The sequence below is a fragment of the Bradyrhizobium sp. HKCCYLRH3059 genome, assembly GCF_051168035.1.
GTDB lineage: Bacteria > Pseudomonadota > Alphaproteobacteria > Rhizobiales > Xanthobacteraceae > Bradyrhizobium.
The window spans coordinates 192,806-205,610 of record NZ_JBNPUF010000002.1 but is presented as its reverse complement, the minus strand read 5'-3'; the positions used below and the strand labels follow the sequence as shown (position 1 = coordinate 205,610).

Genomic DNA, 12,805 nt, shown 5'->3' with positions numbered 1-12,805 from the left:
AGCGGGAGACGAGCGGAGGGAAGGGTTTGAGCGATGTCGGCTGATGGAACGAAACCTTCTGTCGTCACCACGCGCTGGTGGTGGGTGCGTCACGCGCCGGTGCGCAGCGACGGCGGCAACATCTACGGCCAGTCGGACATCGCCTGCGATACCTCCGATCGCGAGGTGTTCGAGGCGGTCGCGAAAATCCTGCCGCGCCGCGCGGTGTGGTATGCGAGCAATCTGATGCGCACGCATCAGACGGCGGAGGCGATCTGGGCCGCCGGATTCCCGCGTCCCGCAGCAATGATCAGGGAGGCCGCTTTTGCCGAGCAGCATCTCGGGCAATGGCAGGGCATGAACCGCGCCGCGTTCCTGGCCAGCCGTCCCGCGGGCAGCCACTGGTTCGCCGACATCGATGAGCCGGCGCCGGGCGGCGAGAGCTACATGGATCTGTACACCCGCGTGACAGCGGCGATTGCGCGCATCACGGTTTCGGAAGCCGGCCGCGACGTCATCGCCGTCGGCCATGGCGGCACCATCAAGGCGGCTGTTGGCCTGGCGCTCGGCGGCCTGGTCGAGAAGGGGCTCGCCTTCGACATCGACAATTGCTCGGTGACCCGGCTCGACCACATCGTGGCCGGCGAGACGAGTACATGGCGGCTGCCGATGGTCAATCAGCAGCCCTGGATCGCGGACGCCGCGCACCGCGCGATGCACCAGCCGGCCGGGCCGGAGGTGACGACGAGCAAGCTGGCGTGAAACGAGATAGTGAGTTGCTATGCGCGTCGTTCAAAAATCTCGCCCGCACGGGCAGTGCACCCTCTTCCCTTGTGGGAGAGGGCGCAGTCACTGGCACCGCGGAAAAGTCTCGTGGACGTCGCCGTGCCAATTTCGAAACCGACAACAGCCAAATAAGTAGGAGGAACTCCCCATGACCCTGTTCGACATGACCGGCAAGGTCGCCGTCATCACCGGATCCACGCGTGGCATCGGGCTCGCCATTGCCGAGCGCATGGCCGAGCACGGCGCCAAGGTGGTGATCTCCTCGCGCAAGGCCGATGTCTGCGACCAGGTGGCGCGCGAGATCAATGACCGCTTCGGTGCAGGCACGGCGGCGGCAGTCGCCGCCAACATCTCCAGCAAGGAGAACCTGCAGAACCTCGTCGACGAGGCCAACCGCATCTACGGCAAGATCGACGTGCTGGTCTGCAACGCGGCGTCGAATCCTTACTACGGGCCGCTCGCCGGCATCTCCGACGATCAGTTCCGCAAGATCCTCGACAACAACATCGTCGCCAACAACTGGCTGATCAGCATGGTCGTGCCGCAGATGATCGCGCGCAAGGACGGCTCGATCATCATCGTGTCGTCGATCGGCGGCCTGAAGGGCTCGACCATCCTCGGTGCCTACGCGATCTCCAAGGCTGCCGACATGCAGCTCGCGCGCAACCTCGCCTGCGAATACGGCCCGCACAATGTGCGCGTGAACTGCATCGCGCCCGGCCTGATCAAGACCGATTTCGCCAAAGCGCTGTGGGACAATCCGGAGAACCTCAAGGCCTCGACCGCGCGCTCGCCGCTGCTCCGCATCGGCATCCCCGACGAGATCGCCGGCGCCGCGGTCTTCCTGGGCTCCGCCGCGGGCAACTTCATGACCGGCCAGACCATGGTGATCGACGGCGGCGCGACGATCAGTTGAGGGGGACATACGGGTGTGGTGCGCGGTGATGCCGCCACACTCTCAACTGTCGTCCCGCGAACGCTAGGCGTTCGCCGGGACGACAGCATTTGCTGCGCGCCGCCCTCATTCCACCGCCGCGTACACCACGTCGCGCACCAGCGTGCGCAGGTAGTCGCGCTGCCCGGGGGCCTGCGCCATGAACACGCAGAACAGCTCCTCCTTCGGATCGATCCAGAAGAACGTGCCGGCGATGCCGCTCCAGAAGAAGGTGCCGGGCGAGCCGGGGAAGGGCGCGATGCCGGCCTCGCGGCGCACCGCGAAGCCGAGGCCGAAGCCGTGACCGGGCGCCAGCAGCGTGCCGACCGTCTTCACGTGCGGACCGAGATGGTCGGAGGCCATCAGCTCGAGCGTCTTGCGGCCGACCAGCCGGGTGCCGTCGAGGCTGCCCTTGCTGAGCAGCATCGCGCAGAACCGGGCGTAGTCCATCGTGGTCGCCACCAACCCGCCGCCGCCGGATTCCATCAGCGGCTGCTCGGTCATCTTGAACAGGTTGACCGCCTCGCCGGTCCACGGGTCCTTGGCGAACGGCTCGGCCAGCCGGCCAGCATTCGCCTCGGCGGTGGAGAAGCCCGTCTCCTTCATGCCGAGCGGCTCGAGGATGCGCTCGGAAAGGAAGGGGCCGAGCGTCTGGCCCGAGACGACCTCGATGATGCGCCCGAGGATGTCGGTCGAGCGGCTATAGTTGAACTCGGCGCCCGGCTGGCAGATCAGCGGCAGGCCGGCGACGATCGTCGCGTGCTCGGCATTGGTGATCTTGCGGCTGCGCACCCGCGATTGCTGGTAGAGCTGGTGCACCGGCCCGGTGCCGGTGTGCTCATACGTCAAGCCCGAGGTGTGGCGCAGCAGGTCCTGGACCGTCATCGGCTGGGCGACCGGGACCAGCTCCAGCTTGCCGCCGGTCTCGACGCCCACTTTCTGCTCGCCGAATTCCGGGATGAACTTGGCGACCGGATCGGACAGCAACAGCTCGCCGTCCTCGACCAGCATCATGATCCCGAGCGAGACGATCGGCTTGGTCATCGAGAAGATGCGGAAGATCGAATCCGGCCGCATCGGCGTGTCGGCGTCGGGCGCTTGCCGGCCGATGGCGTCGAACCAGCCGATCCGGCCGCGGCGGCCGACCAGCAGGGTGGCTCCGGGGATGGTTCCCTTGTCGGCCTCGCGCTTGAACGCATCCGAAGCTCGCTGCAGCCGGGCCGCGGAGAGGCCGAGCGCCTCCGGCCGGTCATCGGGCAGCGGCGGGCTCAGGGAGCGCAGCGCAGAGAAGGGCACGCTGGATGCTGCAGTCGGCGGGGTCATGGGCTCTCCCTGAAGGCGCGTTGTCGGCTTGCATCAAGTCTGGCGCGGAAGTTGTGGTCTGACCAGTCGATTTGCCCCATTGCACCCTTGCATTCGGGGGGAGGTCTATGCTTCAAAGCGCGCGAACCGGCGACACTGTCCCGGCTCGCTAGGAGTGTAGCTCAATTGGTAGAGCACCGGTCTCCAAAACCGGGGGTTGGGAGTTCGAGCCTCTCCACTCCTGCCAGCGAGATCAAGCACTTAAGCCAAAAATCGACGAGACAGGTGAGGCCGGGGCCCGCAACGCGCGAGCCCCGAATGCATTTCAGCAACCCCTTATTGTTTCACATAAGGACAGTTGCCGTCCTTCATCGGCCGGAACACCTGGTCGCCGGCCACCTCGGCCAGCACCTTGTAATAGTCCCACGGGCCCTTCGACTCCTCGGGCTTCTTCACCTCGAACAGGAACATCGAGTGCACCATGCGGCCGTCCTCGCGCAGGATGCCGTTGTCGGTGAAGGCGTCACGCACCGGGGTCTCGCGCATCTTGGCGAGCACCGGCTTGGTGTCGCGGGTGCCGGCGGCCTTGACGGCATTGAGATAGTGCAGGGTGGCGCTGTAGGTCGCGGCCTGGTTCATGGTCGGCATCCGCTTCATGCGCTCGAAGAACGTCTTGCCGAAGGCGCGGGTGCGGTCGTTGAGGTCCCAGTAATAGGCCTCGGTGATGATCAGGCCCTGCGCCAGCTTCAGGCCGAGGCTGTGGATGTCGGAGATGAACATCACGATGCCGGCGAGGTTCTGGCCGCCGGCGACGATGCCGAATTCGGCGGCCTGCTTGATGGTGTTGATGGTGTCGCCACCGCCGTTGGCCATGCCGATGATCTTGGCCTTACTGGCCTGCGCCTGCAGCAGGAAGGACGAGAAGTCCTGATTGTTGAGAGGATGCCGGGCGCTGCCGACCACCGTGCCGCCGGCGGCGCGCACGACGTCGCCGGTGTCGCGCTCGATCGAATGGCCGAACAGATAGTCGGCGGTGATGAAGAACCAGGTGTTGCCGCCGTTCTTGACGATCGCGCTGCCGACCGTGTGCGCGTTTCCATAAGTGTCGTAGGTCCAGTGCACGGTGTAGGGCGAGCAGGACTTGCCGGTGATGTCGGAGCTCGCGGCATCCGTCACGATCATCAGCTTCTCGAACTGCTTCGACATCTCCATGCCGGCCAGCGCGGTGGCCGAGGTCGGCATGTCGATCACCATGTCGACGGCCTCGTTCTCGTACCATTTGCGCACGATCGCGGCGGCGATGTCGGCCTTGTTCTGCGGATCGGCGCTGATGACCTCGATCGGCTTGCCGAACATGCTGCCGCCGAACGCCTCGACCGCGAGCTTGGTCGCCTCGAGATTGCCCTGGCCGCCGATGTCCGAATAGACCGACGAGAAGTCGCTGAGCACGCCGATCTTGAGCGGGGCTTGGGCCTGGGCACAGGCAGGGACGGCGGTGAGGGCGAGAGCGGCAAGACCGAGAGCAGCAAGGCTGACGGCGGCAAGGCGCGTCCGTCCCTTGCGCGGGGCAAAGGTCATGGGTTTCCTCCGGATTGTTCTCGTGCGGACGAGAATGAGCGGGCGCCGCAGGTCCGGCAAGAGCAGGAACCGCTCCACCGCGGGCATTTCGTCGCGGCAACTGCTCAACCTGCCGTGGTGCGGAAATGGCCTGCCGCGACACGAAAAACCGCGTTGTTGCGAGCCTGGCGGGGGCCTGCCACGGGAATGACCGCCGACGCCCGGCATGCCCATATCTTGACCTTTGACCGGCCGGACAGTAGATATCTTGGCAACCTGCAGCCGGCCCGCGATAAAAGCGGATATCCGGCGCGGCTTTTCACTCCCCGAACAAGCGAGCCCGTGGATTCGGCTCATCTCTCCGACAAGAGGGTGGGCCAAGGACGGCTGTTCGGTTTTCCCAGTCAACTCTTCAATCGTCCGATGACGGACGCGGACCCCTGACGATGGCTACCAGCCCGTTCAAATTCCTGCAGGAAGTGCGCTCGGAGACCGCCAAGGTCTCGTGGCCGAGCCGTCGCGAGGTCACCATCACCACGATCATGGTGTTCGTGATGGTGGCGCTGGCCTCGGTGTTCTTCTTCGCCGCCGATCAGATCATCCGTTATCTCATCACCCTCGTGCTGGGCATCCACTGATGGCAACCGCAACGCAAAGCTCCGACAAGCGCTGGTACATCGTCCACGCCTATTCGAACTTCGAGAAGAAGGTCGCGGAGTCGATCCGCGAGCAGGCCAAGCAGCGCAATCTCGAGGACCTGTTCGAGCAGGTGCTGGTGCCGATCGAGAAGGTCACCGAGGTGCGCCGCGGCCGCAAGATCGACGCCGAGCGCAAGTTCTTCCCCGGCTACGTGCTGGTGAAGATGAAGCTGACCGACGAGGCGTTCCACCTGATCAAGAACACGCCCAAGGTGACCGGCTTCCTCGGCGCCGAGAACAAGCCGATGCCGATCTCCGAAGGCGAGGCGATGCGCATCCTGAACCAGATGCAGGAAGGCGTGGAGCGGCCGAAATCCTCGGTGTCGTTCGAGATCGGCGAGAACGTCCGCGTCGCCGACGGCCCGTTCGCCTCGTTCTCCGGCGTGGTCGAGGAAATCGACGAGGCCCGCTCGCGCGTCAAGGTCGCGGTGTCGATCTTCGGCCGTGCGACGCCGGTCGAACTGGAATTCAACCAGGTCGAGAAGATCGTCGGTTAAGGGCCGGGCTGCCGGCTCTCTCGGCGTCCCGGGCTTTCCTTTTCGTCCGATCTCGTGTATCGGGCGCGCTTCGCTCCCCGAACGGGGGGCGATTTCGTTCGTGGGAGGCGTGACCGGCTTTGCCAGCCGGGCCAAGCGCGCCGGACCACGGTCCCAAACCTCGCCTGACGGGTTTTGTCGCCCCAAGGCGTTGCGTTCGCATCAGGCAGAATCGCGAACGCATTGGAGAGTCATAATGGCAAAGAAAGTAACCGGTTACCTGAAGCTTCAGGTTCCGGCCGGCGCGGCCAATCCGTCGCCGCCGATCGGTCCGGCGCTCGGTCAGCGCGGTCTCAACATCATGGAGTTCTGCAAGGCGTTCAACGCCCAGACCCAGAAGGAAGAGAAGAACACCCCGATCCCGGTGGTCATCACCATCTATGCGGACCGGTCCTTCACCTTCGAGATGAAGACCCCGCCGATGTCCTACTTCCTCAAGCAGGCCGCCAAGATCCAGTCGGGCTCCAAGGCCCCGGGTCGCGACAAGGCCGGCAAGGTGACCAAGGCGCAGGTGCGCGAGATCGCCGAGAAGAAGATGAAGGACCTGAATTGCGACTCGATCGAGTCGGCCATGAAGATGGTCGAGGGCTCCGCCCGCTCGATGGGTCTGGAAGTTGCGGGGTAAGGCGCCATGGCACTCGGAAAGCGTTTGAAGAAGGCCCGCGAGGGCATCGATCGCACCAAGCTCTACCCGCTTGCTGACGCGATCAAGATGATCAAGGAGCGGGCCGTGTCGAAGTTCGACGAGACCATCGAGGTCTCGATCAACCTCGGCGTCGATCCGCGCCACGCCGACCAGATGGTCCGTGGCGTCGTCACGCTGCCGAACGGCACCGGCCGTACGCTCCGCGTCGGCGTGTTCGCCCGCGGCGCGAAGGCCGAGGAAGCCAAGGCCGCCGGCGCCGACGTGGTCGGCGCGGAGGACCTGGTCGAGAAGGTGCAGAACGGCAATATCGACTTCGACCGCTGTATCGCCACCCCCGACATGATGCCGCTGGTCGGCCGTCTCGGTAAGGTGCTCGGTCCGCGCGGCATGATGCCGAATCCGAAGATCGGCACCGTAACCATGGACGTCACTGGCGCCGTCAAGGGCGCCAAGGGCGGCTCGGTCGAGTTCCGCGTCGAGAAGGCCGGCATCATCCAGGCCGGCGTCGGCAAGGCCTCGTTCGCCGAGGACAAGCTGGTCGAGAACATCAAGGCGCTGGCGGATGCGGTGGTGAAGGCCAAGCCGGCCGGCGCCAAGGGCACCTACGTCCAGCGCGTCGCCGTGTCTTCGACGATGGGCCCGGGCGTCAAGGTCGAGCCGGGCACCTTGCTCGCGTAACACCTTCGGACATCGTCAGCATTCAGTGGGGCGGGATCGGCAATCGATCCCGCCCTTCGCATTTCCGCACCCCAAGTGAGCGGCACGCCCGCTGCAAAATTGCAGCCGGGCCGGCGCAAAACACAACGAGGCTCAGCCCCGGGCGCCTTCGGATGTCCGGGCCTCGGATCGCATGCTGGGCCTCGCAGCCGCCAGCAGCTTGCCGATCTCGGGCTTGCAGGCGCCGCAATTGGTCCCGGCCTTCAGACGTTGGCCGACGGCCTCGACGCTCCCTGCGCCGTTCTGGATCGCCGACGAGATCTGGTTACGACCAATGCCGAAACAGGAGCAGATGACCGCACCGATGTCGTCGGCGGCCGCCAATGGCTGGCCCGCGAGCAGGGCGTTGCGGGCGTTCGGTGACAGCCGCTGCTCGGCAAACAGGCCGATCAGCCACGACCGCGATCCCAGCCGCTGGTCGGGCGCGACGAAGACGCAGCCCTGCAGCCGGCCATCCGATACGCCTGCGTAGCGGAACCGGCCGGCGGCCGGGTCGCGATACGCAATCCAATCGATCTCCGTTCCGGCGATCCCAAGCTGTTCGGCGGCCCACTCGCGCCAACTCGCAGGCCGCTGGTCGAAGGCAAGCTCGAGCCGGAAACACGCTCCGACCTTGCCCTGCACCCAGTACTCGCATGGCGGACGGCGGATCTCCTGCCGGCTCAGGATGAAGACGTGCCAGTTCGGCGCATAGGGCTCCGCCTTCACCGGCGTATGCTTGGACTCGGGCTGACCCGACAGCGGATCAGTCGCGGGATTGACCAGCGCGTTGACACGGCCAGCGCCGGCGAACTCCTCGTTCCAATGCATCGGAACGAACACGCAGCCCCGCCGCTGCTCGGTCGAGATCGCGACGCGCGCCACCATCTTGCCCCAGGGGCTCGTAAGCCGCACCAGCGCCTCGTTCTCCAGACCGGCCAGGCGCGCATCCTCCGGGTGGAATTCGGCGCAAGGCTCGAAGATGTGCGCGAGCAGCCGCGCGGATTTTCCCGTCCGCGTCATGGTGTGCCACTGGTCGCGAATGCGCCCGGTGTTCAGGACCAGCGGATAGTCCCGGCTGGTGGCGTTCCGCGCCGGTCGCGGCGTGACTGCCACGAAACGGGCTCTGCGATCCCCGGTGAAGAATTGCCGGTTCTCGAACATCCGCGCCGTGCCGGTCGGAAAGTCCCGCGTCACGGGCCACTGGATCGGCGCCAGCGCCTCATAGGCGCGGCCGTCGAGCGTGCTCAGGGCCGAGATGTCGAAATCGCGCGTGCCATTGTTCTCGAAGCCGGACAGTGCCGCGTGCTCGCGAAAGATCTCGGCGGCGCTGCCATAGTCGAAACCGGCAAACCCCATCCGCTGCGCGACGTCGCAGATGATGCGCCAATCGGCACGCGCCGAGCCTGGTGCGGGCAGGAACGCCCGCTGCCGCGAGATCCGGCGCTCCGAATTGGTCACCGTGCCGTCCTTCTCGCCCCAGGCGAGCGCGGGCAGCAGGACATCGGCATGCCGGTTGGTGTCGGTGTCGCGCATGCAATCGGACGCGACCACGAACGCGCAGTGATCCAGCGCGGCACGAACCCGATCGGCGTCGGGAAGGCTGACCACGGGGTTGGTCGACATGATCCAGACTGCCTTGATGCGGCCATCGGCAATCGCATCGAACATTTCGACCGCCTTCAGCCCCGCTTTTGGCGCGACCACCGGTGACCGCCAGAATCGCTTCACCAGCTCGCGGTGCTCGGCATTCTCGATATCGAGATGCGCGGCGAGCTGGTTGGCGAGGCCGCCCACCTCGCGGCCCCCCATCGCGTTGGGCTGGCCGGTCAGCGAGAACGGTCCCATGCCGGGACGGCCGATACGGCCAGTCAGGAGATGGCAGTTGATGATCGCATTGACCTTGTCGACCCCGCTGCTCGACTGATTGACGCCCTGGGAATAGAGCGTGACAACGCGTTCCGTCTTCGCGAACCATGAAAAGAACAGCTCGACCGCGCCCTCGCTCAGCCCGCAGGCCGCCGCGGTCTCGGCGACTGTCTGCCGGCCGGCGACCTGCAGCGCCGATTCAACGCCGCTGGTGACCTCACTGACAAAGCCGTCGTCCGCATAGCCGCCGCGTGCGAGATAGGCGAGCAGGCCGTTGAACAACACCGCGTCACTTCCGGAACGCAGCGGCAAATGCAGGTCGGCGCCTTCGCAGGTCGCGGTCCTCCGCGGATCGACAACGACGATATGGCAGCCGGGATTGTGCTCCTTGGCCGCCAGCATGCGCTGGTGCAGCACCGGATGGCACCACGCGGCGTTGGAGCCGACCAGGACCAGCAGGCCGGCCTGCTCAAGGTCCTCGTAGCAGCCCGGAACGGTGTCGCTGCCGAACGCGCGCTTGTGGCCCGCGACGCTCGACGCCATGCACAGGCGCGAATTGGTGTCGATGTTCGCCGTCCCGACGAAGCCCTTGGCGAGCTTGTTGACGACGTAATAGTCCTCGGTCAGCAACTGCCCCGAAACATAGAATGCGACGGCATCCGGTCCATGGTCGCGGATGATTTCGGTGAAACGGCTCGCGACGAGGTCGAGCGCCTCATCCCAGCCGGCTGCCCGTCCGTTCACGACCGGCTCGAGCAGACGTCCCCCGAGATCGATCGTTTCCGCCAGCGCCGATCCCTTGCCACACAGCCGGCCGAGATTGGCGGGATGCTGCGGATCGCCTCGGACGCTGATGGTCCCTGAGCCGTCCCGATCGGCGACGACGCCGCAACCGACGCCGCAATAGGGGCATGTCGTCCTGACGCTCATGCGATACCGTTCAGGCCGCGGCCGTCTGCTGCAGGGACAGCCATACCACGCCATCCTCGACTTTCGCGGGATAGGATGGCGTGCAGCCCTGGTCGGGTGCCACGGCCTGTCCGGTCGCGAGCTCGATGACGAAATTGTGCAGCGGGCAGGTCACACGGCGGTTGTGGACGATGCCCTGCGACAAGGGGCCTTGCTTGTGCGGACAGCGATCGTCCAGCGCAAAGACTTCGTCACCATCGGTGCGGAAGACCGCGATGTTGCCGCGCGGCGTGCGCACGACGCGCGAGCCGAGCGGGGGAATGTCGTCGAGCGGGCCGACTTGAAACCAGGTGGTCATGCGAGCTCCAATTCGGCCATCGGCGTAAACTCGTTGCGATCGACGCCGCGACGGGCGCGCGCCGCCCATGGATCGCTCTGCGAGAATTGCTGCGAATAGGCGAAGCGTTCAAACAGCGCCTTGCGGTTCTTGACGTCCTCGACCACCTGCTTGTGGATGTTGTCGAAGCCGACGCGGTCGCACCATTTGTACATCCGTTCCAGGTACCAGCCCTGTTCACGATAGAGCTGGGTCAGCGCGACGATGATCTCGAGCGCCTCGTCCTCGGTCGCCGTCTTGGTCAGGAATTCCGTGCCCTTGATGTGCAGGCCGGCGGCGCCCGCAAAATGGATCTCGTAGCCTGAATCGACGCAGATCACTCCGACATCTTTGCAGGTCGATTCCGCGCAGTTGCGCGGGCAACCGGAGACGGCGAGCTTCACCTTCGCGGGCGTCCATGATCCCCACATGAACTTCTCGATCTTGATGCCGAGGCCGGTGGAGTCCTGGGTGCCGAAGCGGCACCATTCCGACCCGACGCAGGTCTTCACGGTGCGCAGACCCTTGGCGTAGGCGTGGCCGGAGACCATACCCGCATCGTTGAGATCGGCCCATACCGCCGGCAAATCTTCCTTCTTGACGCCGAGCAGATCGATACGCTGTCCGCCGGTCACCTTGACGGTCGGGATGTTGAACTTGTCGGCGACGTCGGCGATCGCGCGCAATTCGCCGGGCGTGGTCACGCCGCCCCACATCCGCGGCACCACGGAGTAGGTGCCGTCCTTCTGGATGTTGGCGTGAACGCGCTCGTTGATGAAGCGGGATTGCTGGTCGTCGCGATACTCGCCGGGCCAGGTCGCGAGCAGATAGTAGTTCAAGGCGGGTCGGCAGGAATGGCAGCCGTTCGGCGTCTTCCAGTCCATGAATCGCATGACAGCGGGGATCGACTTCAGTTGCTGTTCGATGATGACGCGCCGGACGTCGTCATGGCTGTGGTCGGTGCAGGTGCAGACCGGCTTCACCTTGGGCGCCGCCGAGTAGTCGCCGCCGAGCGTGAACGCCAGCACCTGCTCGACCAGGCCGGTGCACGAGCCGCATGAGGACGACGCCTTGGTATGGGCGCGCACGTCGTCGAGCGTGAACAGCTTCTTTTCGCTGATCGCCTTGACGATCGCGCCCTTGCAGACTCCGTTGCAGCCGCAGATTTCGGCCTCGTCGCTCATGGCGGCAACCGAGTTCTGTCCGCCGTGGCCACCGTCGCCGAGATGCGCCGAGCCGAACACCAGACGTTCGCGCATGTGGGAGACATCGGTGCCGTCGCGCATGTGCTGGAAATACCAGGGCCCGTCGATGGTGTCGCCGTACAGCACGGTGCCCACGATCTTCTTGTCGCGCAGGATGATCCGCTTGTAGACGCCGCGATTGGCATCCTGCAGGACGATCTCCTCCTTGTCGGGTCCCGGCGCGAAGTCGCCGGCAGAGAACAGGTCGATGCCCGTGACTTTCAGCTTGGTCGAGACCACTGACCCGTCGTAGGTGGCGAATCCCTTCATCGCCAGATGATTGGCGCAGACCTTCGCCTGGTCGAACAGCGGCGCCACCAGACCATAGGTCTGACGGCGGTGCTGCACGCATTCGCCGACGGCGTAGATGCGACCGTCATAGGTCTGCATCGTATCGGAGACCACGATGCCTCGCTCGCAGTACAGCCCGGCCTTCTTTGCCAGTTCGATATTGGGACGGATGCCCACGGCCATCACCACGAGATCGGCCGCGACCTCGGTGCCGTCGGTGAAGCGGACGCCGGTGACGTGCGTTTCGCCGAGGATGGCCTGCGTCTGCGCCGGCATCTTGAACTCCAGCCCGCGCTCCTCCAGCGATTTGCGCAGCATGCCGCCGGCGACCGGGTCGAGCTGGCGCTCCATCAACGTGTCGAGAAGATGCACGACCGTGACCTTCATGCCGCGCTTCATCAGACCATTGGCGGCTTCGAGGCCGAGCAGGCCGCCGCCGATCACGACCGCGTGGCGATGTCGCGTCGAGGCTTCGACCATGTGCTCGACGTCCTTGATGTCGCGGAAGCCGATGACGCCGGGCAGGGCGGCGCCGGGGACCGGAAGAACGATCGGGCTCGAGCCGGTCGCGATCAGCAACCGATCATAAGGATAGCGTTCGCCAGTTTCGGTGACCACCTCGCAGCTCCGGCGGTCGATCATCGTGACCGTCTCGCCCTTGCGCAGGGTGATCTGGTTGTCCTCGTACCACTGCTCCGTGTTCAGCATGATGTCGTCGACGGTCTTCTCGCCCGCGAGCACCGGCGACAGCAGGATGCGGTTGTAGTTGCCGTAGGGCTCGGCGCCGAAGACGCTGATGTCGTAGAGATCAGGCGCCCGTTCCAGCAGTGCCTCCACCGTGCGAATGCCGGCCATGCCGTTGCCGATCACCACCAGTTTCTGCTTGATCGTCTTGTCGAGCATGGTCTGCCTTTCGAATGCCAGCGACATCCAGCGGCGACGCGAACGGGCATCGGCCCATCGGTCGCTGTGGTCATGTTTG

Annotated in this window: 11 protein-coding genes and 1 tRNA gene; 7 read left to right on the top strand and 5 right to left on the bottom strand. The window is 65.3% G+C overall.

Going from position 1 to position 12,805, the window contains the following annotated elements:
- The first annotated feature begins 33 nt into the window (after window positions 1–33).
- Window positions 34–741: a histidine phosphatase family protein gene (locus ACQR13_RS07920; RefSeq protein ID WP_316188416.1), complete on the top strand. Its 708-nt coding sequence runs from the start codon at window positions 34–36 to the stop codon at window positions 739–741.
- Between the two features lie 172 nt (window positions 742–913).
- Entirely contained in the window at window positions 914–1,681 is a 768-nt protein-coding gene (locus ACQR13_RS07915) for an SDR family NAD(P)-dependent oxidoreductase (protein WP_315714582.1), read from the top strand.
- 105 nt (window positions 1,682–1,786) lie between these two features.
- Here the strand turns inward: ACQR13_RS07915 and ACQR13_RS07910 are convergent, their stop codons facing one another.
- On the bottom strand, window positions 1,787–3,022 hold the full coding sequence (locus ACQR13_RS07910; RefSeq protein ID WP_434862718.1) for a serine hydrolase domain-containing protein: 1,236 nt from the start codon (window positions 3,020–3,022) through the stop codon (window positions 1,787–1,789).
- Between the two features lie 150 nt (window positions 3,023–3,172).
- On the opposite strand from ACQR13_RS07910, the gene ACQR13_RS07905 reads away from it, so the two are divergent.
- Window positions 3,173–3,248 (top strand) — tRNA-Trp (locus ACQR13_RS07905).
- A gap of 89 nt (window positions 3,249–3,337) precedes the next feature.
- Here ACQR13_RS07905 and ACQR13_RS07900 read toward each other — a convergent pair.
- Complete coding sequence (locus ACQR13_RS07900; RefSeq protein WP_315749604.1) at window positions 3,338–4,579, bottom strand: ABC transporter substrate-binding protein; 1,242 nt, start codon at window positions 4,577–4,579, stop codon at window positions 3,338–3,340.
- 425 nt (window positions 4,580–5,004) lie between these two features.
- Here ACQR13_RS07900 and secE point away from each other — a divergent pair, with 425 nt between their 5' ends.
- The 4 genes from secE to rplA all read left to right on the top strand — a co-directional run bounded on the left by secE (window position 5,005) and on the right by rplA (window position 7,116).
- Window positions 5,005–5,196 carry a preprotein translocase subunit SecE gene (gene secE, locus ACQR13_RS07895; protein WP_006611822.1) on the top strand — a complete coding sequence of 64 codons (192 nt, stop codon included), beginning with the start codon at window positions 5,005–5,007 and terminating at the stop codon, window positions 5,194–5,196.
- Window positions 5,196–5,753, top strand: a complete 558-nt coding sequence (gene nusG / locus ACQR13_RS07890) for a transcription termination/antitermination protein NusG (protein WP_284423110.1) — start codon at window positions 5,196–5,198, stop codon at window positions 5,751–5,753. The genes secE and nusG overlap by 1 nt, the downstream gene beginning before the upstream one ends.
- Window positions 5,754–5,988: 235 nt before the next feature.
- Window positions 5,989–6,417 carry a 50S ribosomal protein L11 gene (gene rplK / locus ACQR13_RS07885; protein ID WP_012045056.1) on the top strand — a complete coding sequence of 143 codons (429 nt, stop codon included), beginning with the start codon at window positions 5,989–5,991 and terminating at the stop codon, window positions 6,415–6,417.
- 6 nt (window positions 6,418–6,423) lie between these two features.
- On the top strand, window positions 6,424–7,116 hold the full coding sequence (gene rplA / locus ACQR13_RS07880) for a 50S ribosomal protein L1 (RefSeq protein WP_315714579.1): 693 nt from the start codon (window positions 6,424–6,426) through the stop codon (window positions 7,114–7,116).
- Between the two features lie 132 nt (window positions 7,117–7,248).
- Here rplA and ACQR13_RS07875 read toward each other — a convergent pair whose 3' ends face one another.
- The 3 genes from ACQR13_RS07875 to nirB are packed head-to-tail and all read right to left on the bottom strand — an operon-like array spanning window position 7,249 to window position 12,726.
- The gene (locus tag ACQR13_RS07875; protein ID WP_315749605.1) at window positions 7,249–9,933 is read right to left on the bottom strand and encodes a nitrate reductase; all 2,685 of its coding nucleotides are present in this window, start codon (window positions 9,931–9,933) and stop codon (window positions 7,249–7,251) included.
- 10 nt (window positions 9,934–9,943) lie between these two features.
- Window positions 9,944–10,270 carry a nitrite reductase small subunit NirD gene (gene nirD, locus ACQR13_RS07870; protein WP_315749607.1) on the bottom strand — a complete coding sequence of 109 codons (327 nt, stop codon included), beginning with the start codon at window positions 10,268–10,270 and terminating at the stop codon, window positions 9,944–9,946.
- Complete coding sequence (gene nirB, locus ACQR13_RS07865) at window positions 10,267–12,726, bottom strand: nitrite reductase large subunit NirB (RefSeq protein WP_315827329.1); 2,460 nt, start codon at window positions 12,724–12,726, stop codon at window positions 10,267–10,269. Before nirB ends, nirD begins: the two co-directional genes overlap by 4 nt.
- Window positions 12,727–12,805 lie beyond the last annotated feature (79 nt).